Source organism: Pseudomonas sp. B21-047, from assembly GCF_024748775.1.
Taxonomy (GTDB): Bacteria; Pseudomonadota; Gammaproteobacteria; order Pseudomonadales; family Pseudomonadaceae; genus Aquipseudomonas; species Aquipseudomonas capeferrum.
Genome location: NZ_CP087169.1, coordinates 4692814 through 4718966, shown reverse-complemented (window position 1 = coordinate 4718966; position 26153 = coordinate 4692814). Strand labels below are relative to the sequence as shown.

Sequence of the window (26153 nt, the reverse complement as noted above, 5' to 3'; positions counted from 1 at the left end):
GCCCGCACGCCACATATTGCCGCGGCGACGCAGGGCGGCAGCTCTATCCGGGCTGACACCTGCGTATTCGAAACCTGATTATCGACGTTGCCGGCCGTGTCCGCGCCGCGTCTTCCGTGCGAGCCGACCAAGGGCTGCAGGAAACTTGCTTGGAGGGGAGAACTTTTGCGCAAAGCCCGAGTCTATGTTTGCAAGCCTGAACGATGGCTGTTGCAACGCTCCTTCGAGTTCACTGAGGAGTGTTCATGCTAACCCAGGAAGAGGATCAGCAGCTTGTCGAGCGCGTACAGCGTGGAGACAGGCGAGCGTTCGATCTGTTGGTGCTGAAGTATCAGCACAAGATTCTCGGGTTGATCGTGCGGTTCGTTCACGATACCCACGAGGCCCAGGATGTAGCGCAGGAAGCCTTTATCAAGGCCTACCGTGCGCTTGGCAATTTCCGCGGAGACAGTGCGTTTTATACCTGGCTGTACCGCATCGCCATCAACACGGCGAAGAACTACCTGGTGTCCCGTGGAAGACGGCCACCAGACAGCGATGTCAGCTCCGAGGATGCGGAGTTTTACGACGGCGATCATGGTCTCAAGGATCTCGAGTCCCCAGAGCGCTCGTTGTTGCGGGATGAAATCGAAGGCACTGTCCATCGCACCATCCAGCAGCTGCCCGAAGACCTGCGCACGGCGTTGACCCTGCGTGAGTTCGACGGACTGAGTTACGAAGACATTGCCAGTGTCATGCAATGTCCGGTGGGTACCGTGCGCTCTCGAATCTTCCGCGCTCGGGAGGCCATAGATAAAGCCCTGCAGCCGTTGTTGCAGGAAACCTGAGACAGCGGCTACAGCCAAGAGAGGAACCGCCATGAGTCGTGAAGCGTTGCAGGAATCGCTGTCCGCGGTAATGGATAACGAAGCGGACGAACTGGAATTACGTCGGGTACTGAGTGCCGTCGACGATGCCGAAACCCGTGCCACCTGGTCGCGTTACCAGGTAGCCCGCGCAGCTATGCACAAGGAACTGCTGCTGCCAAACCTCGATATCGCCTCGGCGGTGTCTGCAGCATTGGCCGACGAAGCGGTACCGGCCAAGGTCAAGAAAGGCCCATTGCGCAGCATCGGCCGGTTGGCAGTTGCTGCCTCGGTGACGATCGCAGTGCTGGCGGGTGTACGCATGTACAACCAGGATGAGATCACCGGTGCCGAGCTGGCTTCCCAGCAACCTGCACAGCAGGGGCTGAGCGTGCCACAAACTCAGGGCCCGGCTGTATTGGCAGGCTATAGTGAAAGCAGTGAGCAACCGACCGGGCCGATGGCCAACGGTGTGCTGCAGAACCAGGCCGGCTGGGATCAGCGTCTGCCAGGCTACCTGCGCCAGCATGCCCAGGAATCTGCGCTCAAGGGCAATGAAACGGCTCTGCCTTATGCCCGCGCCGCCAGCCTGGATAACCCCGTTAAGTAAGGAGGATCATGCGCGCGCTACCTCTCTTGTCGCTGCTGATAGGCAGTTGCATGACGGTGCCAGCGTTGGCGGCCAACTCTTCGCCCGAGGCGAGTGAGTGGCTGAACAAGCTGGCACAGGCCGAGCAAAAGCAGAGCTACCAAGGCTCTTTCATCTACGAACGCAACGGCAGCTTTTCTTCCCACGATATCTGGCACAAGGTTCAGGACGGTAAGGTCAGCGAGCGGCTTCTGCAGCTCGACGGCGCCGCCCAGGAAATCGTGCGCGTGGACGGCAAGGTGGCGTGCGTCAGTGGTGCCTTGGTCAGCGGCGTGAAGACGCCGCCCGATGCCGCGCCGCGTGTGCTCGATCCACTCAAGTTGATGGGCTGGTACGACCTGAGCTTGGCGGGCAAGTCTCGTGTCGCCGGGCGCGATGCGGTGATCGTTACGCTCACCCCGCGCGACCAGCACCGTTACGCTTTCGAATTGCATCTGGACCGCCGTACCGGTTTGCCGCTGCGCTCGTTGATGCTCAACGACAAAGGGCAGTTGCTCGAGCGCTTCCAGATGACCCGCCTGGATACCGATGACCTGCCTACCGATGAAGACTTGCGCGCCAGTGCCGCCTGCAAGCCGGTGGAGCATCGCGCCACTACGACGCAAGAAGCGGTCTCTGGCTGGCGTTCGGACTGGCTGCCGCCGGGTTTCGAGTTGGTCAACAGCTCGGTACGCCGCGACGCGGCTCGCAACAGCTCGGTCACCAGCTTGATGTATGACGATGGCCTGGCTCGCGTATCGGTATTCGTCGAACCGGTCAACGACAACTCAGGCATCGATACGCGCGTTCAGTTGGGCCCGACCGTAGCGGTATCGCGCCGCCTCAATACCCCCAAAGGCAAGGTCCTGGTCACCGTGGTCGGTGAAATACCCTTGGGTACCGCAGAGCGCATTGCGCTGTCGATGCGGGCTCAGGATGCCCAGGCGCGGCAATGATGACGTGCTTTTTCAGGCGGTTTACGGCGTGAGAGACCTGCCTCTGAAATGAAATTTAAGCATTGTCATTTGCATTCTTTCGGTAAATTTTCTATAGGTCAGGCTTCTTGGAGCCTGGCCTTTCCTGCTTGTGCAGGGGCCTTACGCTAACCACGCTCGTTGTGACGGGAGCCGTATGTCAATTCCACGCTTGAAACCCTACCTATCGATGTTCGCCGCCGTGCTGATGCTCGGCCAGGTGCTCACCGCCCAGGCCGAAGAAGCCCTGCCGGACTTCACCACGCTGGTCGAGCAGGCCTCGCCGGCCGTGGTCAATATCAGTACCAAGCAGAAGCTGCCGGACCGCCGCATCGCCGCAGGGCAGATGCCGGACCTCGAAGGCTTGCCGCCGATGTTCCGTGAGTTCTTCGAGCGCAACATGCCGCAGCAACCCCGCTCGCCGCGTGGTGATCGCCAGCGCGAAGCGCAGTCGCTGGGCTCGGGCTTCATCATTTCCAGCGATGGCTACGTGCTGACCAACAACCATGTGGTGGCCGATGCCGACGAGATCATCGTCCGCCTGTCGGACCGCAGCGAACTGCAGGCCAAGCTGGTCGGCACCGACCCGCGCACCGACGTGGCGCTGCTCAAGGTCGAAGGCAAGAACCTGCCGACCGTCAAGCTGGGTGACTCCGAGAAGCTCAAGGTAGGCGAGTGGGTACTGGCCATCGGTTCGCCGTTTGGCTTCGACCACTCGGTGACCAAAGGCATCGTCAGCGCCAAGGGGCGCACGTTGCCAAACGATACCTATGTGCCGTTCATCCAGACTGACGTGGCCATCAACCCGGGTAACTCCGGTGGCCCGCTGTTCAACATGAATGGCGAGGTCGTGGGTATCAACTCGCAGATCTTCACCCGCTCTGGCGGTTTCATGGGCCTGTCGTTTGCTATCCCGATCGATGTGGCCATCGACGTGTCCAACCAGCTGAAAAAAGACGGCAAGGTCAGCCGTGGCTGGCTGGGCGTGGTCATTCAGGAGGTCAACAAGGACCTGGCAGAATCCTTTGGCCTCGACAAGCCGGCCGGTGCCCTGGTAGCCCAGGTGCTGGAAGACGGCCCGGCAGCCAAGGGTGGCCTGCAGGTGGGTGATGTGATTCTGAGCATGAACGGCCAGCCGATCATCATGTCGGCCGACCTGCCGCACCTGGTCGGCAGCCTCAAGGATGGTGACAAGGCCAAGCTCGAGATTATCCGTAACGGCAAGCGTCAGAACCTGGACGTCAGCGTCGGCGCACTGCCGGACGATGACGCCGACATCGGTACAGGCGCTGAAGGCAGTGCCGAGCGCAGCAGCAACCGTCTGGGTGTTTCCGTTGCCGATCTGAGCGCCGAGCAGAAGAAAGCTCTGGAACTCAAGGGCGGCGTGGTGATCAAGGAAGTTCAGGATGGCCCGGCAGCGTTGATCGGCCTGCGCCCGGGTGACGTCATCAGCCACCTGAACAACCAGGCAATCGGCTCGGCCAAGGAATTCACCGAGATTGCCAAGGACCTGCCGAAGAACCGTTCGGTGTCCATGCGCGTGCTGCGTCAGGGGCGTGCAAGCTTCATTACCTTCAAGCTGGCTGAATAAGCTGGTCATCGGGTAGGAAAAGGGCAGCCATGGCTGCCCTTTTTCATGAAAATAGACAGGGGTCATGTGCGGTACCTACCGCCGGCAAGCCGGCCTTCACCGGTACTACGCCGGTTTCAGGCGGGTTGCTGTCGCTATGGGTGCCGGCTTGCCGGCGACAGGGCCCATACAGACAGCCGATCAGGAATCTCCCATATCCCTGCTGCTTGAGGTACAATTCCCGGCTATTTTTCGGCGGGCGTCCCGGCTCGCAGCCTTTTCGAGTGTTGACCCGTGAGTGATTTGAGTCATATCCGCAATTTCTCCATCATCGCCCACATCGACCATGGCAAGTCGACGCTGGCCGACCGTTTCATTCAGATGTGCGGTGGCCTGTCTGCGCGCGAAATGGAAGCTCAAGTCCTTGACTCCATGGACCTGGAGCGCGAACGCGGGATCACCATCAAGGCCCACAGCGTCACGCTTCACTACAAGGCGCAAGACGGCAAGACCTACCAGCTGAACTTCATCGACACCCCCGGCCACGTCGACTTCACCTATGAAGTCTCGCGCTCGCTGGCCGCCTGTGAAGGCGCGCTGCTGGTGGTGGACGCCGGCCAGGGCGTCGAAGCCCAGTCCGTGGCCAACTGCTACACCGCCATCGAGCAAGGCCTCGAGGTCATGCCGGTGTTGAACAAGATGGACCTGCCCCAGGCTGACCCGGACCGCGTCAAGGACGAGATCGAGAAGATCATCGGCATCGACGCCACCGACGCCGTGGCCTGCAGTGCCAAGAGCGGCATGGGCGTCGACGAGGTGCTCGAGCGCCTGGTGCACACCATCCCCGCGCCTGTGGGTGAGATCGACGCGCCGCTGCAGGCGCTGATCATCGACTCCTGGTTCGACAACTACCTGGGCGTGGTCTCGCTGGTGCGCGTGCGCCAGGGCCGGGTCAAGAAGGGCGACAAGATCCTGGTCAAGTCCACCGGCAAGGTGCACCTGGTCGACAGCGTCGGCGTCTTTACCCCGAAACACACCCAGACCGCCGACCTCAAGGCCGGTGAAGTGGGCTTCATCATCGCCAGCATCAAAGACATTCACGGTGCACCGGTCGGTGACACCCTGACCCTGTCCTCGACCCCGGAAGTCGAAGTGCTCGCAGGCTTCAAGAAGATCCAGCCACAGGTCTATGCCGGCCTGTTCCCGGTCAGCTCCGAGGATTTCGAAGATTTCCGTGACGCCCTGCAAAAGCTGACCCTCAACGATTCGTCGTTGCAGTACATGCCGGAAAGCTCCGACGCCCTGGGCTTCGGTTTCCGCTGCGGCTTCCTGGGCATGCTGCACATGGAGATCATCCAGGAGCGCCTGGAGCGCGAGTACGACCTGGACCTGATCACCACCGCTCCTAGCGTGATCTACGAGCTCGAACTCAAGACCGGCGAAACCATCATCGTCGACAACCCGTCGAAGCTGCCGGACGTCTCGGCTGTCACCGACTTCCGCGAGCCGATCGTTACCGCGACCATCCTGGTGCCGCAGGAGCACCTGGGCAACGTCATCACCCTGTGCATCGAGAAGCGTGGCGTACAGCGCGACATGCAGTTCCTTGGCAGCCAGGTGCAGGTGCGTTACGACATGCCGATGAACGAGGTGGTGCTGGACTTCTTCGACCGCCTCAAGTCGACCAGTCGCGGATACGCTTCGCTGGACTATCATTTCGATCGCTACCAGTCGGCCAACCTGGTCAAGCTGGATGTACTGATCAACGGCGACAAGGTCGATGCCCTGGCCCTGATCGTGCACCGCGACAACGCGGCCTACAAAGGCCGTGCGTTGACCGAGAAGATGAAGGAGCTGATCCCTCGGCAGATGTTCGATGTGGCGATCCAGGCAGCCATTGGCGGCCAGATCATCGCGCGGACAACCGTCAAGGCGCTCAGAAAGAACGTACTGGCCAAGTGCTACGGTGGTGACGTCAGCCGTAAGAAGAAACTGCTGGAGAAGCAGAAGGCCGGTAAGAAACGCATGAAGCAGGTCGGTAACGTGGAAATTCCACAAGAAGCCTTCCTCGCCGTGCTCAGGTTGGATAGCTAGGTCCTATGTCGCTAAATTTCCCGCTGTTGCTAGTCATCGCCGTAGCCGTCTGCGGCCTGTTGGGCTTGATCGACCTGCTGTTCCTGGCCCCGCGCCGGCGAACGGCAATCGCCAACTATCAGGGTAGCGTCAGCCAGCCCGAGATGGCGGTGGTCGAGCGCCTGAACAAGGAGCCGCTGCTGGTCGAGTACGGCAAGTCGTTCTTCCCGGTGCTGTTCATCGTGCTGGTGCTGCGCTCGTTTCTGGTCGAGCCGTTCCAGATCCCTTCGGGGTCGATGAAACCGACCCTGGAAGTGGGCGACTTCATCCTGGTGAACAAGTTCTCCTATGGCATTCGCTTGCCGGTGATCGACAAGAAGGTCATCGAGGTGGGTGACCCGCAACGCGGTGATGTGATGGTGTTCCGCTACCCGAGCGACCCGAACGTCAACTACATCAAGCGTGTGGTCGGCCTGCCGGGCGACCAGATCCGCTACACCAATGACAAGCGGTTGTACGTCAATGGTCAGCCGATTGCCGAGCAACTGGTGGGCACCGAGCCAGGCACCTTGGGCAGCGCCGAGCTGTACAAGGAGAAGCTGGGCGAGGCCGAGCACCTGATCCGCAAGGAGATGAGCCGTTATCGCATGCCGCCGGACCAGCAATGGACCGTACCGGCCGGCCACTACTTCATGATGGGCGACAACCGCGACAACTCCAACGATAGCCGCTACTGGGATGATCCGAACATTCCCAAGGAACTGCACGGCATGGTTCCGGACCGGAACATTGTCGGCAAGGCCTTCGCGGTCTGGATGAGCTGGCCAGAGCCCAAGCTCAGCCACCTGCCTAACCTGTCGCGGGTCGGCCTGATCCATTGATACCCTTCGGCGCTGTCCAGCAGACAGCGCCGAATGCATTTCTGACATAGGCTGTGTTCTCAGGGATCGAGAGATTCGTCGTGTGCAGCGGCGGACCACAGCCAAACAGTCTTTCAGGATGTTGATTTGAACAACGCGTTGAACAACCAACGGGTGGCCGCATGACTGCTTCCCTTGCCACTCTGGAGCGAAAGCTCGGATACACTTTCAAGGATCAGGACCAGATGCTTCTGGCCCTGACCCATCGCAGCTACGCCGGGCGCAATAACGAGCGCCTGGAGTTTCTTGGCGACGCCATTCTCAACTTCGTGGCGGGCGAGGCGCTGTTCGAGCGCTTTCCGCAGGCCCGCGAAGGCCAGCTGTCGCGCTTGCGTGCCCGCCTGGTCAAGGGTGAAACCCTGGCCCGTCTGGCCCGGGGCTTTGACTTGGGTGAATACCTGCGCCTGGGTTCTGGTGAGCTTAAAAGCGGCGGTTTCCGCCGTGAATCGATCCTGGCCGATGCCCTGGAGGCGCTGATTGGCGCCATCTACCTGGACGCGGACATGCAGACCGCTCGCGAGCGTGTGCTGGCCTGGCTGGCCGATGAGTTCGAAAGCCTGACCCTGGTCGACACCAACAAGGACCCCAAGACCCGCCTGCAAGAGTTTCTGCAGTCGCGCAGCTGTGAGCTGCCGCGTTACGAGGTGGTGGACATCCAAGGCGAACCGCACTGCCGCACCTTCTTCGTCGAATGCGAAGTGGTTCTGCTGAACAACAAGAGCCGTGGTCAGGGTGTAAGCCGGCGTATCGCCGAGCAAGTCGCCGCCGCGGCTGCACTGATCGCCTTGGGCGTGGAGAATGGCAATGACTGATAACAATCCGACCCGCTGCGGCTACGTGGCCATTGTCGGCCGCCCCAACGTGGGCAAGTCGACCTTGCTCAACCACATCCTCGGCCAGAAGCTGGCGATCACCTCGCGCAAGCCACAGACCACCCGCCACAACATGCTCGGCATCAAGACCGAAGGTGATGTGCAGGCGATCTACGTCGATACGCCGGGTATGCACAAGGCCAACGACAAGGCCCTGAACCGTTACATGAACCGTAACGCTTCGGCTGCCTTGAAAGACGTCGATGTGGTGATCTTCGTGGTCGACCGCACCCGCTGGACCGACGAGGACCAGCTGGTGCTCGAGCGCGTGCAGTACGTCAGTGGCCCGGTCATCCTGGCGGTCAACAAGACCGACCGTCTGGAAGAAAAAGCCGATCTGATCCCGCACCTGCAATGGCTCCAGGAGCAACTGCCGAACGCGGAAGTGGTGCCGATCTCCGCCCAGCAGGGGCATAACCTCGAGGCACTGGAAGGGCTGATCGCCAAGCACCTGCCAGAGAACGAGCATTTCTTCCCGGAAGACCAGATCACCGACCGCAGCAGCCGTTTCCTGGCGGCTGAGCTGGTGCGCGAGAAAATCATGCGTCAGTTGGGTGCGGAGCTGCCGTACCAGATCACCGTAGAGATCGAAGAGTTCAAGCAGCAGGGGCATGTGTTGCACATCCATGCGCTGATCCTGGTCGAACGTGATGGCCAGAAGAAGATCATCATCGGTGACAAGGGCGAGCGTATCAAGCGCATTGGTTCCGATGCGCGCAAGGACATGGAAGTGCTGTTCGACGCCAAGGTCATGCTCAACCTCTGGGTCAAGGTCAAGGGCGGCTGGTCCGACGATGAGCGCGCCCTGCGCTCGCTGGGCTACGGCGACCTGTAACCCCTCCAGCGGCCCGGATCTCTCCGGGCCGCTCTGCTTTCGGGCCACTCCCCATGGAACAACCAGTCGGCCAGCCGGCCTATGTGCTGCACAGTCGTGCCTACAAGGAAACCAGCGCACTGGTGGACTTCCTCACGCCGCAAGGTCGAGTGCGGGCCGTGCTGCGCCGGGCGCGGGGCAAAGGGGGCAGCCTGGTACGGCCGTTCGTGCCGCTGGAGGTGGAGCTGCGCGGGCGCGGTGAGCTGAAGAATGTCGGCCGCCTGGATGCCCTCGGTATCGCCGCCTGGCTGCATGGCGATGCACTGTTCAGCGGGCTGTACCTCAACGAGCTACTCATGCGTTTGCTCCCGGCCGAAGCCCCACACCCGGCGCTGTTCGAACACTACACCCTGACCTTGCAGGCCTTGGCCGCCGGGCGCCCTCTGGAGCCGCTGCTGCGTTCCTTCGAATGGCGCCTGCTGGACGAACTCGGCTATGCGTTTTCGTTGCAGCATGACGTCAACGGGACGCCGATCGATGCCGATGGCCGTTATCGTTTGCGCGTGGATGCCGGGCTTGAGCGGGTCGAGTTAGTGCAGCCAGGCCTGTTCCAGGGTGCCGAGCTGCTGGCCCTGGCTGAAGCAGACTGGGAAGCCCCAGGTGCCTTGCTTGCCGCCAAACGGCTGATGCGCCAGGCACTGGCTGTTCACCTGGGCCCTAAGCCCCTGGTCAGTCGGGAACTGTTTCGCAAGCGCTGATCCCGTCGTATGCTGTGTGGCTAAATCTTCAGGAGAGCCTTTCGTGACTCACAGCAACCGCATGCTTCTCGGCGTAAACATCGACCACGTGGCGACGCTGCGCCAGGCCCGGGGCACGCGTTACCCTGACCCGGTCAAGGCTGCCCTGGACGCCGAAGAGGCGGGTGCCGACGGCATCACCGTGCACCTGCGCGAAGACCGCCGGCATATTCAGGAACGCGACGTGGTGGTGCTCAAGGATGTGCTGCAGACGCGCATGAACTTCGAGATGGGCGTTACCGAAGAGATGATGGCGTTTGCCGAGAAGATTCGCCCGGCACACATCTGCCTGGTGCCCGAGACCCGTCAGGAGCTGACCACCGAAGGCGGCCTGGACGTGGCGGGGCAAGAGGCGCGGATCAAGGCTGCCGTCGAGCGCCTGGCGCGCACCGGTGCCGAAGTGTCGCTGTTCATCGACGCCGACGAGCGCCAGATCGAAGCTTCACGCCGCGTGGGCGCCCCGGCCATCGAACTGCACACCGGCCGTTACGCCGATGCCCAGACCCCCACCGAAGTGGCTGAAGAGCTCAAGCGCATCGCTGACGGTGTGGCCTTTGGCGTGGCCCAGGGGCTGATCGTCAATGCCGGCCACGGCCTGCATTACCACAACGTCGAGGCGGTTGCGGCGATCAAGGGCATCAATGAGCTGAACATCGGCCATGCGCTGGTGGCCCATGCGCTGTTCGTCGGCTTCAAGGCGGCGGTGGCGGAGATGAAGGCGTTGATCGTGGCGGCGTCGCGCTGATCATAGGGCCTTTGTACGCGCGGTCTTGCGTCCCTTTCGTGACGCAAGGCCGCTCCTGCACGCGGCGACATTGCCAGGGCCATCGCTAACCCGGAAATATCAGACTAAACCGGGTCGGCCCTGCCGGGCTGCTCATGACCTCAATCCGCCCCCCATGCAATTGCATGATCGATTTCACAATTGCCAGCCCCAGGCCAGTGCCACCCTCCTGCCGTGAGCGCCCAGCGCCCACGCGGTAAAATCGCTCGAACAACTGCGGCTGATGCTCTGCGGCAATGCCCACCCCCTGGTTCTCAACCCATACCCTGACATCGCCACCCTGGCGCTCGATACCCAGGTCTATGGGTTTGCCTGGCGGCGCATGCCGAAGGGCATTGCTCAACAGGTTCGACAAGGCACGCTGGAACATCAACCGATCACCCGATGCCGTGCCCCAACCGCGAATGCGCAGTTCGATATCCTTGAACTCGGCGCTTATGGCGAACAGCTCGACCACCTGTGCCGTCTCATCGGCCAGTGCCAGGGGCTTTAGCGCCACCTGGGCATGCGGCTGGCTGACCTGGGCGAGAAACAGCATATCGTTGATGATGCGGTTGAGCCGGGTCAGCTCTTCGATACTGTCTTCCAGCACTTCCCGGTAATTGGCATTGTCGCGCTCACGGCTCAGGGTAACCTGAGCCTTGCCCATCAGGTTGCTCAAGGGCGTGCGCAGCTCATGGGCCAAGTCGTCGGAAAATTGCGACAGCTGGCTCACGCCCTGGTCGAGGCGGTCGAGCATCACGTTGATGCTTGTGGCCAACGCTGCCAACTCCTGCGGCAGGCCGGTAGCGGGCAAGCGGTGTTGCAGGTCCTGGGCCGATACCTGCCCGGCAATGCGCCGGAAGTGCTGCAGGGGGGCCAACCCGCGCTGCACCAGCCACCATGCCGCAGCGCCGATCAATATCAGCAGTAAAGGCAAGACCAGCACGGTAGAACGCAGGTAAGCCTGAAGCAGTGCGTTGTCGTCGGCCCGGTCGAGCGACATCATCACCCGTACCGGGGTGTCGTCGCGCAAGCGCATCTGACGTGTCGCAGTCAGCATCTGCTTGCCACGGCTGTCGCGCCATGCGTGGAACGCCAGCCGGGCACCGGTCTGCAATTCGCCCACGCGCGACTCCAGCGCCGGCCCCAGGCTGAGCAGATGCGGGTGGCGGCCTTCGAGGGCCAGCACGCTGAGGCTGAGGTTGTCGTGCCCCATCACCAGGTCAAGCAGAGGGTGGGCGCGGCTGCCCAGGTCTTCGCTGCGCAGGTCGACCCGCAGGTTGTGCTCGACCTGCAGCATCTTGCGCGCCAGGTCCTTGCGCGCGCGGCTGTCCAGTTCGTGGTCCAGGGCAACTACGGCCAGGCAGGCCAACAGCAGCACCAGCACCGCCCCCATCAGCGTGACGCCCAAGCCCAGGCGTAGCGACAGGCTGGCGTTGTTCAAAACCGTGCCTCGAGTACATAGCCGACGCCGCGCAGGGTGTGGATCAGCTTGTCATCGAAGGGGTCGTCGATCTTCGCCCGCAGGCGGCGGATCGAGACCTCGACCACATTGGTGTCACAGTCGAAGTTCATGTCCCACACCAACGAGATGATTTGCGTGCGTGACAGCACCTCGCCGGTCTGGCGCATCAGCAGGTGCAGCAAGGCGAACTCCTTGGCGGTCAGGTCGATGCGTTGCCCTGCGCGGTAAGCACGATGGCGGCCAGGGTCCAGCTCCAGGTCGGCCACGCGCAGGGTGCTGGGCTGCAGTTGCTGGTCGTTGCGGCGCAGCAGGCTACGGATTCGCGCCAGCAGCTCGGGAAACTCGAACGGCTTGAGCAAGTAGTCGTCGGCGCCCAGGTCCAGCCCTTTGACCCGGTCGGCCAGTCGGCCGTGGGCGGTCAGCATCATGATGCGCGTGGCGGATTCGGCGCGCAGTCGCTGCAGTACTGTCCAGCCATCGAGCTCGGGCAAATTGACGTCGAGGATGACCAGGTCATAGGCCTGCTGGCGGGCCAGGTGCAGGCCGTCGGTGCCGGTATGGGCGCAGTCGACCACGTAGCCGTTCTCGCGCAGGCCTTGCAGTAGGTAATCGGCGGTACGCAGCTCGTCCTCGATGATCAGTAGGCGCATAAGGGGGCTCGCAGAGGTGAAAAGGGGGCGATTCTCGACCCTGTAGTGACATCAGGGTCAAGCGGCAGGATGTTACGGCATGAGAGGGGAAGATTTGCCTGGATAACGGATTTGTAATCCGTGCGTCATGCCGCTGCCTGGTAGCGGGCACCTGGCCACATTGCAGGACTGTAATGCCCGCCTCACCTTGGCGTTAGCTACGCCTCGCTAGGATGGCCCCATCTGAACGGTTATCACGAGGCAAGCACGATGAACCTGATCAAATACCTGCTGCTGGCAACCCTGGCCTTTGGCAGCGTCAGCGCCTATGCCGAAGGTGGCGCCGAGCGGTCCCGGCAGTTCTGGGAAGCCTTCCGTCAGGACCAGCAGCGCCTGCACGGTGAAAAGCAACAGGCCGTGGTGGAACGGGAGCGCACAGCGCAGCAGCAGGCCCGCGAGGTGGCCAAGGACTGACTTTACCCACCTGCGGCGCCATCGCTCCTCGTCGCAAGGTTGTTCGGGCGCCCGTTGGGCGCCTTTTTTATTTGCGCGCTACCAGTGTCGCCCGGCGCGGCGCTGGCAGGCCTTCGATGGTGCGGCTGTGGTCGTTCGGGTCGAGGAAGTCGCTCAACGACTGGTAGCGCATCCAATCGGTACTGCGCTGTTCGTCGATGCTGGTAACGCTGACGTCGACGCAGCGCACATCACTGAACCCGGCACGGCGCAACCAGCGCTCCAGGGCCGGCACCGAGGGCAGGTACCAGACGTTGCGCATCTGCGCGTAGCGGTCTTCTGGGACCAGAACCTGTTGCTCATCGCCTTCGACCACCAGCGTCTCCAGCACCAGTTCACCCCCTTTGACCAGGCAGTCCTTGAGCGCCAGCAAGTGCTCGATAGGGGAGCGGCGGTGGTAGAAAACGCCCATGGAAAACACGGTGTCGAAACCTTCCAGGTTGGCGGGTAGCTCTTCCAGGGCGAACGGCAAATGCCAGGCTGGCAGATCGGGCAAATACTGCTGCACCGCCTGGAACTGGCAGAAGAACAGCCAGTTGGGGTCGACCCCAACCACCATGTCGGCACCGGCGCCGAGCATGCGCCACTGGTAATAACCATTGCCGCAACCGACATCGAGTACGCGCTTGCCCTTGAGGTCCAGGTGCGGGCTGACCCGCGACCATTTCCAGTCCGAACGCCATTCGGTGTCCACATGCACGCCGAACAGATCGAACGGCCCTTTGCGCCAGGGCGACAGGCCCATCAGCGCCTCACGCATCCGCGCGCGGGTGGCATCGTCGCAGTCGCAGTCCAGGCGCAGCCCGTTGACCAGGTCGATTTCGCTCGGTTGCACGGCGGGCAGGGCGTCGAGCGCGCCGCGCCAGCGGTCGAGGTCGCCGTGGCCTTTTTCCAGTTTGGCTTCCAGCTGTGCTTGCAGGCCTTGCGACCAGGAAGCCAGGGGCGTACCCGCCAGGCGGCGGACAAGGGGGGATAGATCGATCATGGCAGGGCTATCAGCGAGGCGAAATTAAGGCATTGGAACCACGGCACCACTTTCGAGAACCCGGCAGCGCGCAGGCGCGCCTTGTGGGTCTCCAGGGTGTCTGGCTTCATCACGTTTTCGATGGCGCTGCGCTTCTGGGCAATTTCCAGGTCGCTGTAGCCGTTGGCCCGTTTGAAGTCCAGGTGCAGTTCATTGAGCAGGGTCTGTTCGTCGTCGTCGGCGAAGTGCAGCTTTTCCGAGAGGATCAACGCGCCACCCGGCAACAGCGCCTGCCGAATACGGCCAAGCAGTTCGAGGCGCTGATCGGGGGCGATGAACTGCAGGGTGAAGTTCATCGCCACCACCGAGGCCGGCTCGAAGGGCAGGGCGAGGATGTCGGCTTCCAGCACGTTCACTGGCAGCAACTCCTGGAACATCGAGTCCTGGGCCGTGAGGTACTGGCGGCAGCGTTCGACCATGGCCGCAGAGTTGTCGACGGCGATGACCCGGCAACCATCATTGCGCACATGACGGCGCAGTGACTGAGTGACGGCGCCCAGCGAAGCACCCAGGTCATACAGCGTGCTGTTCGGCTGAGCGAAGCGTGCGGCCAGCACGCCGAGGTTCTCGACGATGGTCGGGTAGCCCGGCACCGAACGCTTGATCATGTCTGGGAATACGCGCACCACGTCTTCGTTGAAGGCGAAATCGGGTACCTGCTCCAGGGGGTGGGCGAAGAGGCGGTCGGGGGATTGGCTCACGGCAGACTCAGGCGTGGGTAATGAGGGGGCAATATTCTAGCGAAAAGAGTCTGCGGCTGCCTATTTATCGGACCGAAGTGGCAGAGGGGAGGGGGGGAGCGTGTTCCCCCATTCATTGATCCGTCCGCGCATGGCGACTTTTCCGGCAAGTTATCGACAATACCCTGACTTCAGTAATCAGCTGCCAGCGCTACTTTGTTTGGGTGGTTAGATCTTGCTTGGAATACTTCATATCCGCCGTGGAGCTTTTGTATGGGAAACAGTAGCGTAGACAATGTGCCTTTTTTTAAAGGTAGTGGTGCGCAGCATGAACGGAAGCCATTTGAAGAGCTGACTGAAGAGCAGCGGGCAATACTGATACCCAGTCAGATATTTAAATTAAAGGCGAAAGAGCCTGCCTTTATTTTTAGTCGGGAGAATCTGATAGCGATCAAGCGTTATGGGGATAAGGTTCGCCAGCTGCCGACGCCTGCCCGAGTTTCAGAAATCGAGGTGCTGTCCGATCTCGGTCTTGAGGCAGAGGACATCAACGCGTTTTTCAATAACCTGCGCGCGCACGTAGACACCTGGGATGACATTGAAGATTCGTGCAAAAAAATGGGGGCTGAGCTGCAGATATTTGCTGAGAACCTGATCCAGGATGGCGTCAACCTTTTAGCAATCATCAAGAACCTCGACGCGTGGGATTCCTTGCCAGAAGATTCCGCTGTTCTTGCGACTCTCACGCTTTCTGCTTTCGAATCTAAAACATTTAATGAAGGTGTGGATGCTCATCTGGCGGGCATTACTCAGGATATAGCCGACAAGCTAGAAAGTATTCGGCAGGTCAAAAAGCTCATTGATCGTTTTGGTGATACGATTACCAATCACTTGGTGCCTACGGCCAGAAGTTTGTTAGATAATTTTAAGAGTCACGATGCTGCTGACAGGCTGAAATCGATCGAAGATCAACTCGTCCAACTCGATGGCGACATTAAGCGGAAACTTGACGAGTACAATGGCCTTGTCGGTGCCGCGTTCTACGGCTTGGTTTTTGGGCCGCTCGGGCTGTTAGTAACAGGCGGAATCTATGGCGCTCAAGCTGAAACCGTCAGGGCGCAGAAAAACGTGCTGATCAAACAACATGAGCAACTGTCCGTTAATAAGGATGTATTGTTGGGGGGAGGAGTCAAAGAGTTCGAAGGTATCAAGGCTATTTTGAATGATATGCAATTCAGGTTGGTGGATGTGAGCACGGCGACCAAAAATCTCGAAGATGTTTGGGTGTTGTTGGAGGCCTACGCAACTAACTCGCTAAAAAAAGTGAAGCGTGTGTCGACCCAGTTAGAGCTTAAGCAGTTTGCCGCTGGTTTTGAGCGGGTAATCACACCGTGGCGTGACATTCTAGGTATTACCAAGAAACTCTCTGAGCTGTTCAATGAGACCCTGCGGGGTGATTAAGGAGCTGTGCTGCTATGGAAATAATAATGGATGACCTTCCTGATGTAAAAGTTATGCTGCAGGTCGAGACTCGGATGAAAGGTCTTTACTACAGTGAGTCCACTGCAATGCTGCCCGCCGTGCGTGAGCGCTTGCTGGATCTGATCACCTTGGTCGGAGCCGGCAATGATGCTCTGCGGGAAAAAGCGGTGGTAAGCTTGATCGCATTGAACCTCGCCCTTGATGACACGCTGCCCCAGCAGGATGAACAAGAATTGCTGCGTATCCGCCAAGACCTGCGTGCAGAAGTCAGCGATATTGTCGAGGCTATAGGGCGGGTAGGTGGCTATCGCTCACCGAGTGTTATAGAACTTAAGCAAGCGCATGAGGCTGTTGTCGTGAAGCAGCGAGAGGGCATTGCAGAGGTCGAAAAAATGCTCGCCGACAAGCTTTCAAAGCTGGAAGAAGTGGATGCTCTGTTCGAGACACTCGATCGGCCTTCTGTACGCAAGGCGTTGCGCAACACCGTTCCAGAGGAACGTGATATAGATCGCGTGCTGACAACGATTAAAGATCCCACGGTTAGCCCAGAACTGGTCAAGGCGGCCTTGAGCAACCTCAACAAGCACCTGGATCTGCTGGAGCAAGGCCGAAGGTTCGCCGATGTCGTTACGGCCAGAAAGAAACTTAGCGATGCTCAGGTCGAACAAAAAAGAACGTTGGATCATCTTCGACAGCAACTGAAAAAGGCAGAGTATGAAGCCGGTCAATTTGCCAGTGTGGAGGCGTTGCTTGAGAACCGTACACCCTGGTTGGAACAAGCGGGCAAGTTCACCGATGCATGGCAGGTTCATTGCGATGCATTGAGTGCTTCCACTACACCAGAAGCACTTGGGGCTGCGTTAGGGCAAGCACGTGATTACCTGCTAGCCTTGCGCCGCCGTTTCGAAACGGTCTGAAGTGCGTTCAATTCACGTTGATTGAACAATCAAACGTCTGCACGGGGCGCACTTCCGGCGCCCACGGCTGCTGATAGACCAACACCAAATGCCCTTCCCCAACAGCGCGGGCTTCGAAGCGCCAGGAGGAAATGCCCGCGCTGCCAACGATACCGGCATCCTCGGGGGCGCTGTAAACCTCGGGGCCGAGGCTACGCAGTACATTCGAGGCGGGGTTCTGCACCAACCAGCGGTATCCGGTAGTGGGGTTGCTGGGCAGGGTCAGGGTCAGCGCCTGACCGACCTGCAGCCGCTTGGGGCATTCGCTTTCAGCGTCGAGTTGGACGGTTTGCCTGGGCTGCTGGGCGCAGGCAGTCAGCAGGGCGAGGCTCAGGGGAACGAGCAGACGTGGGGCGGCCATGTTGGCTCCGAAGGCTGGCGATGGCCTGAGGATAACCGAACCACATGCAGATTTGTGCTACCTACCGGTATAGGCCGCTTCGCGGTTCGCGCCGCGAAGAGGCCTGCACAGAATCAAAACAGCACTTTCGCCACGTCGGCAAAGCGCTTGGCGAAATGCACCGTCAAGCCTTCGCGCAGGTAGTCGGGCAGTTCTTCGAAGTCGCCGCGGTTGGCCTCAGGCAGGATCAACTCGAAGATCTTCTGCCGCTTGGCGGCAATCACCTTCTCACGCACACCGCCAATCGGCAGCACCTGGCCGGTGAGGGTCAGTTCACCGGTCATCGCTACGCCTTTTTTCGGCGCTTGGTCGCGTGCCAACGACAGCAAGGCGCTGGCCATGGTTACCCCGGCGCTCGGGCCATCCTTGGGCGTGGCGCCCTCGGGCACGTGCAGGTGGATGAAGGCTTCGTTGAAATAGCTTGGGTCGCCACCAAACTGCTTGAGGTTGGAGCTGACGTAGCTGTAGGCGATTTCGGCGGACTCCTTCATCACATCACCCAGTTTGCCGGTCAGTTTGAAACCGCGGTTGAGGGTGTGAATGCGGGTGGCTTCGATCGGCAGCGTGGCGCCGCCCATGCTGGTCCAGGCCAGGCCGGTGATCACGCCCTTGCCGGCCAGTACCTGTTCGCTGCGGAACACCGGCATGCCGAGCGCAGCCTCCAGGTCCTTGCTGCCAATCTTGAGTTTGGCATCGGGGTTTTCCAGCAACTTGACCACGGCCTTGCGCACCAGTTTGCCCAGTTGTTTTTCCAGCTGCCGCACGCCGGCCTCGCGGGCATAGCCCTCGATCACGGTGCGCAGGGCACTGTCGCTGATGCTCAGGCTGGTCTTGGCCACGCCGGCCTTGTCCAGCTGCTTGGGCCACAGGTGGCGCTTGGCGATGGCCAGTTTCTCTTCGGTGATGTAGCCGGAGAGGCGGATTACTTCCATGCGGTCGAGCAAGGGCCCGGGGATCGAGTCGAGGGTGTTGGCGGTGCAGACGAACAGCACCTTGGACAGGTCCAGGCGCAGGTCGAGGTAGTGGTCGAGGAAGTCGACGTTCTGCTCGGGGTCGAGGGTTTCGAGCAGCGCCGAAGCCGGGTCGCCCTGGTAGCTCTGGCCCATCTTGTCGATCTCGTCGAGCATGATGACCGGGTTCATCACTTCGACATCTTTCAGTGCCTGCACCAGCTTGCCCGGTTGGGCGCCGATGTAGGTGCGGCGGTGGCCCTTGATTTCCGCTTCGTCGCGCATGCCACCGACACTGAAGCGGTAGAACGGCCGGCCGAGCGATTCGGCGATGGACTTGCCGATGCTGGTCTTGCCCACACCGGGTGGGCCCACCAGCAGCACGATCGAGCCGCTGATCTCGCCTTTCCAGGCACCCACGGCGAGGAATTCGAGAATGCGTTCCTTGATGTCGTCAAGGCCTGCGTGGTGTTGGTCGAGCACCTTGCGGGCGTGCTTGAGGTCGAGCTTGTCCTTGCCGTAAACGCCCCACGGCAGGGCGGTGGCCCAGTCGAGGTAGTTGCGGGTCACGGCGTATTCCGGCGAGCCGGTCTCGAGGATCGACAGCTTGCCCATCTCTTCGTCAATGCGCTTCTGGGCCTGCGCGGGCAAGGTCTTGCCTTCCAGGCGTTGCTCGAACTGTTCGAGGTCGGCGCTGCGGTCGTCTTTGGTCAGGCCCAGCTCTTGCTGGATGACCTTGAGCTGCTCCTTGAGGAAGAACTCGCGCTGGTGTTCGCCGATCTGGCGATTGACCTCGGCCGAGATCTCGTTCTGCAGGCGCGCCACCTCGACCTCTTTGCGCAGCATCGGCAGTACCTTTTCCATGCGCTTGAGCATGGGCACGCAGTCGAGCACTTCCTGCAGCTGGGTGCCGGTGGCCGAGGTGAGGGCCGCGGCAAAGTCGGTCAGCGGCGAAGGGTCGTTGGGGCTGAAGCGGTTGAGGTAGTTCTTCAGCTCTTCGCTATAAAGCGGGTTCAGCGGCAGCAGCTCTTTGATCGCATTGATCAGCGCCATGCCGTAGGCCTTGACCTCATCGGTAGGCTCGGCGGGTTGGCGCGGGTATTCCACCTCGACCAGGTAGGGCGGGCGATGGTGCTTGAGCCAGGTGCGGATGCGTACGCGGGTCAGGCCCTGGGCGACGAACTGCAGCTTGCCGTTTTCACGGCTGGCATGATGCACCTTGACCAGGGTGCCGTACTCCGGCAGCGCCGAGGTGTCGAAATGGCGGTGGTCTTCGGGCGGCGTGTCCATGAAGAACAGCGCCAGGCAGTGGTCCGGCGTCTTGGCCACCAGGTCGAGGGTCTCGGCCCAGGGCTCTTCGTTGACGATCACCGGCAACACTTGGGCGGGGAAGAACGGGCGGTTGTGGATCGGGATCACGTAGACCTTGTCCGGCAGCTGTTGGCCAGGCAGTGCGAGGGCGTGGCCGGGTACGGCCTGGGTGTCGGTATGCTCGACTTCGCTGTGTTCGTCGGGGTGTTCCGGGAAATCCTGCTGGTCGTTCATGGTGCACCTGCGTGAATGACTATGGTGCTTAGATGGGGCGCGGGGGAATGGGTTTCAAGCTTCGCGTTAGAAGCTGCAAGCTCCAAAAAAAACGGGGCCATGCAGGCCCCGCTTTCTCTTGTGGCTTGTAGCTTGCCGCTAGAAGCTTAGTCGGCGAGTTTGTAAGCGATGATGTAATCCCCCATCTTGGTGCCCAGCGAGCCGTGGCCACCAGCGGTCACCAGCACATACTGCTTGCCGTCTTTGCCGCTGTAAGTCATCGGCGTGGCCTGGCCACCGGCCGGCAGGCGGGCTTTCCACAGTTCCTTGCCGTTGTTGGTGTCGTAGGCACGCAGGTACTGGTCCAGGGTGCCGCTGAGGAAGCCGACGCCGCCAGCGGTGACGATCGAACCACCCATGCTCGGTACACCCACCGGCAGGCCGATTGGCACCGGGGTGCTGTCACGGGTGGTGCCGTTCTTGTGCTTCCACACGACCTTGTTGGTGAACAGGTCGATGGCCGCCACATAGCCCCAGGCCGGTGCCTGGCACGGTACGCCCAGCGGCGACATGAACGGGTGCATGGTCACGGCATACGGTGCACCGGTGTTCGGCTGCACGCCGCTGGTTTCGCTCTCGCGCTTGCTGCCGGCGGCCACTTGCTCGCGTGGCACCATCTTCGACACGAACGCCATGTAGTTGGGCGAGGTGAACAGCAACTGGCGCACCGGGTCGACCGACACGCTGCCCCAGTTGAACACGCCGACGTTGCCCGGATAGATCAGCGACCCCTGCTCGGACGGCGGGGTGTACTGGCCTTCGTAACGCAGTTCGCGGAACTGGATGCGGCACAGCATCTGGTCGAACGGCGTGGCACCCCACATGGCCTGTTCGGTCAGCTCAGGGCCGAGCAGGTTGAGGTCGGAGCGGGCCTGGGTTGGCGAGGTGTGGTCGCCTTTCACCGCGCCTTGTGGCGTCGGGATTTCGCGGATCGGCACGATCGGTGTGCCGTCGCGGCGGTCCAGCACATACAGGCTGCCCTGTTTGGTCGGCACGATGATCGCCGGTTTCACGCCATCGGCGGTCTTGAGGTGGACCAGGGTCGGCTGGCTGCCGACGTCCATGTCCCACAAGTCGTGGTGGGTGAACTGGTAGTTCCAGCGGGCCTTGCCGGTGGCCAGATCGAGGGCGACCACGCCGGCGCTGTACTTTTCGGCGCCCGGGGTGCGGTCGGCGCCCCACTGGTCTGGGGTCTGGTTGCCCAGCGGCAGGTAGATCATGCCCAGGTTTTCATCGACGCTGGCGATCGACCACATGTTGGCCGAGTTGCGGCTGTAGGTTTTGCCGGGTGCCAGTGGCTTGGTGTCGTCCGGGTTGTTGCTGTCCCAGTTCCACACCAGGTGGCCGTCGTGCACATCATAGGCGCGGATGACGCCGGACGGCTCGTTGGTCGACTCGTTGTCGGTGACATGGCCGCCGATGATCACCAGATCACGAGTAATCGCCGCAGGCGAAGTGGAGTAGTAGCCGCCAGCGGTGAACGGGCCGATACCGGTGGTCAGGTCGATCACGCCTTGGTTGGCGAAGCCTTCGCAGACCTTGCCGTTGTCGGCGTTGATGGCGATCAGGCGGGCGTCGGCGGTGGGCAGGTACAGGCGGCGCGGGCAGGCCTGGGCGACGGCCTGGCCGGCGTCGGTGATTTTCGGTGCCGGGCTGCCGTCACGGCTGACGTAGTTGTTCTCGTCATAGTACGAAACGCCACGGCAGGTCATGTGGGCGAAGCCCTTGAAGGTGCCGACCGGGCTCTTTACCTGAGGGTCGTAGCGCCAGATCTCCGCGCCGGTGTCCGGGTCCAGTGCCAGCAGCTTGCTGTGCGCGGTGCAGGCGTAGAGCATGCCGTTGACCTTCAACGGGGTGTTCTGGTTGGTCAGCTCCACCGGGTCGTTGTCGGTCGGCAGGTCGCCGGTACGGATGCGCCAGGCTTCTTCCAGGCGGTAGGCGTTCTGCGGGGTGATCTGGCGCAGTGGCGAGTAGCGGTCGCCATGCTCGGTGCGGCCGTAGGCCTGCCATTCGCCGTCGGGCATGGCGGGCGCGGCACTGGCCATCTCGCTGCTCTCGCGGCCGATTTCGCCGAACACTTCACCGGGGTGGGTGAACTGGCTGCCCAGGGCACAGGCGCCAGAGGCGAGCACTGCAACGCCGAGCAGCGCGGTGTTGGCCTTGGCTGCCGGGCCAATCAGCGGGCGACGCGCCCATGGCAGCAGCAGAACCACGCCGATGGCGAACCAGATGGCCAGGCGCGGCACCAGTTGCCACCAGTCAAGGCCCACTTCCAGCAATGCCCAGGCCGTGCTGCCGAGCAGCACCAGGCCATACAGCCCAAGGGCGATGCGGCGCTGGGCCAGCAGCAGGATGCCGGACAAGGCAAAGCCGATGCCTGCGATCAGGTAGTACAGCGATCCGCCCAGCTGGCTCAGCTTGATACCACCAGCCAGCAGGGCCAGGCCCATCAGCAGCAGCAGCACGCCCAGAAGGCGCGGTAGCCAGCGGGTTCCATTCTTGGCACCGTCAGTGCTCATCGTAGGTTCTCCGTTAGGTCAAAAAGTGGGTTCAGAAACTGCTCTGGATTTTCAGGCCGCCGATCAGGGCGCCGTCCACCTGCGACACCCCGCCCGGATGGCGGATGTACTGCAGGTTGGGGCGCACCGTGAGCCAGTCGGCCAGGTGAATGCCGTAGTACAGCTCGGCGCTGTACTCGGTGTCCTGCACAGGCAGGAAACCAGGGTTGTCGTAGTCGTCGAGGCCGGCGGCCTGGTTGGCCAGGCGGGCGTTCTTGCGATAGGCCGGGTTGACGTGCACGCGGGCGAGGGCGAAGCCGATGTCGTCCTTGGCGCGGGCATCGAAAGGCCCTTTGTATACCAGTCCTGCCTGAACATAGTTGTCGATGGCATTGGTCTTCTTGTCGTGCAAAGTGGCGTTGGCGAACAGGCTCAGGCCGCGCGACTGGTCGGACGCCAGCGAGGTGACCTGCTGCTGGGCGCCGAGCCACATGCCGTGCTTGCTCGAACGGCTGCGGTAGGCGGCGCCACTGAGGGCGGCCGGCTGGCCGTTGCTGTCGTCGAGCACATCCTGTGCCTTGGCATTACTGTAGTAGTAGCCGGCGCGATATTCCCCTTTCAGGCCATTGACCCGTGGGCTCCACACCAGTTCGATCGGCATGATCGCGCCCTGGGTGCCGCTGCCGCTGAGCTTGAAGCCGTTGCCCGATTCCAGGTTGGAGGGGTTCTGCTCGTACACGCCGACCTGGGCATACAGGGTGTCGGCCAGGTTGTAGCGCACGCGCAGGGCCCACTGGCTGACCGGCCAGTTGTACCAGATGCCGCCGACCCAGTTGCCCACCTGCGAGCCGCAGAAGGCCAGGTTCTGGAAGTCGCAGGGGAAGCTGTTGAAGTCTTCACCTTCACCGAAGCGGCCGAATTTGACGTCCAGCGCGCCGTCGAAATACTTCTGTTTGACCCACAGCTGCGTGAGCCGCCAGGTTTCACCACGGCCCCAGACTTCCTGGGCGGAAGTGAAGCCGCCGACGCGTGGGTCGTTGATACGGTCGTTGCTGATGTTGTCGCCGTGGCGCTCGGTGAGGGTCAGTTGGAACTCGGTGTCGTTCCAGCCGAAAATCTTCTGCAGGTCCAGGTGGCTGCCGAAGGTGAACTGGTCGCTGTAGCGCGCGGTGCGATCGTGGTCGTAACCACCGTGCAGGTTGCTGCCCATCTCGCCGGTGTAGCCGAGGGTGAAGTCGTAACCTTTTGCCTGCAGTTCACTGCGGGTACCGCCCCAGTCGCCCAGCATCCAGGGGGAATCGCTGGCGAACATCTCGCTGGCGCTGGTGGGGGCGGCAAGTGTGGTCAAGGCGAGGCCGATGAAACAGTTTTTGGGCAACAGAAACATGAGATAGCGCTATCTTTTGATTATTGAACAAACGGCAAGGGCATCGAAGGGCGAGCCCGTCAATGGAAATGGCAACAAGGTGGATTCGATGAAGCGATTCAGCTTGCGGCGGGGAGGATATAGGGGAAGTTGTAAGAAAAAAAGACAAATTGTCGCAGTTGATTGTTGTTGAACTTGTAACAGTGTCCCAGGCGGTACTGACGTTTGCCCACCCTGTGGGACCGGTTGACCCGCGAAGGGGCGCAAAGCGCCCCCTCCGGGGACTTCAAAACGACGTACGCAACCCGACTTGCACACTGCGCCCAGGCGCTGGCGCGATGTCCCGCAGAATCGAACTGGCATAACGTACCGTCTGGTCCGTCAGGTTTTCACCCCGCACAAACGCCAACCACTGGCTTTGCCCGATGTCGAAGCGGTAGCCCACGCTGGCGCCCAGCGTGGTGTAGCCATCGGTGCTGGTCTCATTGCCCGGCTTGCGATGTTGCGACGAGGCGTGCTGCACATCGACCCGCGCCTGCCAACGATCCAGCTCCCAGACCAGGCCGCTGTTCAACCGCAGCGGTGCGATACGCGGCAGTGGCTCGCCACTGTCGAGGTTCTTGGCCCGGGTGTAGTCGCCGGACAGTTCCAGCGCGAAGCTGCCGTAACGGTTCTGCACCAGTTGCCAGCGGTCTTGCGCTTCGATGCCATAGAAGCGCGCCCGCACGCCCTGATACTGGTATTCCGGGAAGCCGCCGTGGTCGTGGTCATGATCGTGGTCATGGTCATCTTCGCCATGGTCGTGGTCATGGCCTTCACGCAGGTTGCCCGTGCCGATCAGGCCAATGTAGTTGCGAAAGTGGCTGTAGAACACGCCGACACTGCCCTTGTGGGTGCCATTGTCGAAGCGCAGGGCCAGGTCGGCGGAAATGGCCTTTTCCTTGTTCAGGCTGGCATCGCCCACCTCAAAGGCCCCCGTGGCCACATGCGCACCGTTGGCATACAACTCATAGAAGGTGGGGGCGCGCTCGGTGTAGGCCAGGTTGGCGGCCAACGACCATATGGGGTCGAGTTGATACACCGCCCCCGATGACAGGCTGAAAGCATTGAAACTGCTGGCGCTGTCAGCGGCGGAAAAGGTTTCGTTGCCCTTGGCATCTGGGTCGACCCGGGTGTGTTCCAGACGCGCGCCCAGGCTCAGGTTCAGGCGCTCGGTGGCCTGCCATTGTTCGAGCATGAACAGCGCCAGGCTGTCGGTATCGGTCTGCGGCACAAAAGCCTCCTCGCCGAGTGCCGAGAACTCGTTGCGGCTGACCTGGGCGCCGATCACCCCTTCAACGGGCCCGAGTGGCTGATGGCGTGCCTCGATGCGCGCCTCGTAACCCTTGTTCTTGAAGGTGGTGTGCACCTCGCCTTGTTCGATCTCGCGGTGTTCGTAGTCGGTATAACCGGCATCGACCTTGACCGAGCTGAACGGGCCGTCCAGGTCACGCAGTTCGGAGGCGAACCCGTAGTGATCCTGTTGCATGTCCAGGCGTACGCCAGGCTCGGCCACCGAGCCGTAGTTGCTGTCATAGCGGCTGTAGGACAAGCCGGCATAACCGTGATCCCAGTGGTAGGCGCCGCCGATCGCTCCGCCATCCTGGCGCCCGTCGCTGTTCTCCAGGCGGTGCTTGCTGCCCGGCTCGTCGGCATCACGTACTTTAGAGCTGCGGGCGTAGCCGGGGATGCGCAGGTCGTTGAACTGGCGGCTGTTGGCGTCCAGGTGCAGGGCGAAGGCGCCGTTGCCGGCCTCCAGTTTGCCGGCGCTGCTGCGGGTGGTGTCGGCACCGCCATAACGCAGCTCGCCAGCGCCGTGGATGCCTTCGATGGGGGCATCGGGGATGCGGTTGTCGAACGTATTGACCACCCCGCCTATCGCATTGCCGCCATACAGCAGGGCGGCGGGGCCGCGGACGATTTCGACGCGCTCCACGGTCACCGGGTCGAGCGGCACGGCGTGGTCGTAGGACAGCGACGACGCATCGAGGGCGCCGACGCCGTTGCGCAGAATGCGAATGCGGTCGCCGTCCAGGCCGCGGATCACCGGGCGGCTGGCGCCTGGGCCGAACCAGGTAGAGGCGACACCGGGCTGTTTGTTCAGGGTTTCACCGAGGCTGCCTTGTTGCTGCTGCAGCAGGTCGTCGCCTTCGAGCACTGTATTTGGGGCGGCCAGCTGACGGTTGCCCAGCGGGTTGGCGGTGATCACCTGGGGTTCGAGTTCAACGGCCTGGCTGGGGGATGAGGCCAGCCAGAGCGCGACGGCGAGGGGGGAGAGGCGGAGCGGGATGTACAGCATGGGGATGGG

The 26153-nt window shown here is 61.7% G+C and carries 22 protein-coding genes; 13 read left to right on the top strand and 9 right to left on the bottom strand.

Going from position 1 to position 26153, the window contains the following annotated elements:
* Positions 1 to 245: 245 nt before the first annotated feature.
* The 10 genes from rpoE to pdxJ all read left to right on the top strand — a co-directional run bounded on the left by rpoE (position 246) and on the right by pdxJ (position 10238).
* Complete coding sequence (gene rpoE, locus LOY26_RS21305; RefSeq protein WP_003252049.1) at positions 246 to 827, top strand: RNA polymerase sigma factor RpoE; 582 nt, start codon at positions 246 to 248, stop codon at positions 825 to 827.
* 31 nt (positions 828 to 858) lie between these two features.
* Positions 859 to 1455: a sigma-E factor negative regulatory protein gene (locus LOY26_RS21300; RefSeq protein ID WP_033702715.1), complete on the top strand. Its 597-nt coding sequence runs from the start codon at positions 859 to 861 to the stop codon at positions 1453 to 1455.
* Between the two features lie 8 nt (positions 1456 to 1463).
* Entirely contained in the window at positions 1464 to 2429 is a 966-nt protein-coding gene (locus LOY26_RS21295; RefSeq protein ID WP_033702714.1) for a MucB/RseB C-terminal domain-containing protein, read from the top strand.
* Between the two features lie 208 nt (positions 2430 to 2637).
* On the top strand, positions 2638 to 4038 hold the full coding sequence (locus LOY26_RS21290; protein WP_408980779.1) for a DegQ family serine endoprotease: 1401 nt from the start codon (positions 2638 to 2640) through the stop codon (positions 4036 to 4038).
* 273 nt (positions 4039 to 4311) lie between these two features.
* On the top strand, positions 4312 to 6111 hold the full coding sequence (lepA, locus tag LOY26_RS21285; RefSeq protein ID WP_033702712.1) for a translation elongation factor 4: 1800 nt from the start codon (positions 4312 to 4314) through the stop codon (positions 6109 to 6111).
* 5 nt (positions 6112 to 6116) lie between these two features.
* Entirely contained in the window at positions 6117 to 6971 is an 855-nt protein-coding gene (gene lepB, locus LOY26_RS21280) for a signal peptidase I (protein WP_033702711.1), read from the top strand.
* Positions 6972 to 7132: 161 nt separating this feature from the next.
* Complete coding sequence (gene rnc / locus LOY26_RS21275) at positions 7133 to 7822, top strand: ribonuclease III (protein WP_033702710.1); 690 nt, start codon at positions 7133 to 7135, stop codon at positions 7820 to 7822.
* The gene (gene era / locus LOY26_RS21270) at positions 7815 to 8717 is read left to right on the top strand and encodes a GTPase Era (RefSeq protein WP_027594149.1); all 903 of its coding nucleotides are present in this window, start codon (positions 7815 to 7817) and stop codon (positions 8715 to 8717) included. The genes rnc and era overlap by 8 nt, the downstream gene beginning before the upstream one ends.
* Positions 8718 to 8770: 53 nt before the next feature.
* A complete protein-coding gene (recO, locus tag LOY26_RS21265) occupies positions 8771 to 9454 on the top strand; it encodes a DNA repair protein RecO (RefSeq protein ID WP_186656619.1) in 684 nt (227 codons plus the stop codon).
* Positions 9455 to 9515: 61 nt separating this feature from the next.
* Positions 9516 to 10238 carry a pyridoxine 5'-phosphate synthase gene (gene pdxJ, locus LOY26_RS21260; RefSeq protein ID WP_156310258.1) on the top strand — a complete coding sequence of 241 codons (723 nt, stop codon included), beginning with the start codon at positions 9516 to 9518 and terminating at the stop codon, positions 10236 to 10238.
* A gap of 85 nt (positions 10239 to 10323) precedes the next feature.
* On the opposite strand, the gene LOY26_RS21255 is transcribed toward pdxJ, so the two are convergent.
* Together LOY26_RS21255 and LOY26_RS21250 are read right to left on the bottom strand one after the other, a co-directional pair.
* Positions 10324 to 11703 carry a heavy metal sensor histidine kinase gene (locus LOY26_RS21255; protein ID WP_186663427.1) on the bottom strand — a complete coding sequence of 460 codons (1380 nt, stop codon included), beginning with the start codon at positions 11701 to 11703 and terminating at the stop codon, positions 10324 to 10326.
* Positions 11700 to 12374, bottom strand: coding sequence for a heavy metal response regulator transcription factor (locus LOY26_RS21250; protein ID WP_033702706.1), 675 nt, complete (start codon positions 12372 to 12374; stop codon positions 11700 to 11702). The genes LOY26_RS21255 and LOY26_RS21250 overlap by 4 nt, the downstream gene beginning before the upstream one ends.
* A 249-nt stretch (positions 12375 to 12623) precedes the next feature.
* Here LOY26_RS21250 and LOY26_RS21245 point away from each other — a divergent pair, with 249 nt between their 5' ends.
* Positions 12624 to 12827, top strand: coding sequence for a hypothetical protein (locus tag LOY26_RS21245; RefSeq protein ID WP_186663428.1), 204 nt, complete (start codon positions 12624 to 12626; stop codon positions 12825 to 12827).
* Between the two features lie 67 nt (positions 12828 to 12894).
* Here LOY26_RS21245 and cmoB read toward each other — a convergent pair whose 3' ends face one another.
* Together cmoB and cmoA are read right to left on the bottom strand one after the other, a co-directional pair.
* On the bottom strand, positions 12895 to 13851 hold the full coding sequence (gene cmoB, locus LOY26_RS21240) for a tRNA 5-methoxyuridine(34)/uridine 5-oxyacetic acid(34) synthase CmoB (protein ID WP_033702704.1): 957 nt from the start codon (positions 13849 to 13851) through the stop codon (positions 12895 to 12897).
* A complete protein-coding gene (cmoA, locus tag LOY26_RS21235) occupies positions 13848 to 14591 on the bottom strand; it encodes a carboxy-S-adenosyl-L-methionine synthase CmoA (protein WP_258714070.1) in 744 nt (247 codons plus the stop codon). Before cmoA ends, cmoB begins: the two co-directional genes overlap by 4 nt.
* 252 nt (positions 14592 to 14843) lie before the next feature.
* Here cmoA and LOY26_RS21230 point away from each other — a divergent pair, with 252 nt between their 5' ends.
* Together LOY26_RS21230 and LOY26_RS21225 are read left to right on the top strand one after the other, a co-directional pair.
* Positions 14844 to 16031, top strand: coding sequence for an alpha-xenorhabdolysin family binary toxin subunit A (locus tag LOY26_RS21230; protein WP_258714069.1), 1188 nt, complete (start codon positions 14844 to 14846; stop codon positions 16029 to 16031).
* A gap of 26 nt (positions 16032 to 16057) precedes the next feature.
* On the top strand, positions 16058 to 16969 hold the full coding sequence (locus LOY26_RS21225) for an alpha-xenorhabdolysin family binary toxin subunit B (protein ID WP_186663430.1): 912 nt from the start codon (positions 16058 to 16060) through the stop codon (positions 16967 to 16969).
* Positions 16970 to 16976: 7 nt separating this feature from the next.
* Here the strand turns inward: LOY26_RS21225 and LOY26_RS21220 are convergent, their stop codons facing one another.
* From LOY26_RS21220 to LOY26_RS21200, 5 genes are all read right to left on the bottom strand, one after another.
* Complete coding sequence (locus LOY26_RS21220; RefSeq protein WP_186656670.1) at positions 16977 to 17369, bottom strand: protease inhibitor I42 family protein; 393 nt, start codon at positions 17367 to 17369, stop codon at positions 16977 to 16979.
* 113 nt (positions 17370 to 17482) lie between these two features.
* A complete protein-coding gene (gene lon, locus LOY26_RS21215) occupies positions 17483 to 19903 on the bottom strand; it encodes an endopeptidase La (protein ID WP_186663431.1) in 2421 nt (806 codons plus the stop codon).
* A 146-nt stretch (positions 19904 to 20049) separates the two neighbouring features.
* Entirely contained in the window at positions 20050 to 22461 is a 2412-nt protein-coding gene (locus tag LOY26_RS21210) for a glucose/quinate/shikimate family membrane-bound PQQ-dependent dehydrogenase (protein WP_186656673.1), read from the bottom strand.
* A gap of 31 nt (positions 22462 to 22492) precedes the next feature.
* Positions 22493 to 23827, bottom strand: a complete 1335-nt coding sequence (locus LOY26_RS21205) for a carbohydrate porin (protein WP_047583634.1) — start codon at positions 23825 to 23827, stop codon at positions 22493 to 22495.
* 265 nt (positions 23828 to 24092) lie between these two features.
* Positions 24093 to 26144 (bottom strand): TonB-dependent receptor, encoded by a 2052-nt coding sequence (locus tag LOY26_RS21200; protein WP_258714068.1) that lies wholly within the window; start codon positions 26142 to 26144, stop codon positions 24093 to 24095.
* Positions 26145 to 26153: the final 9 nt, after the last annotated feature.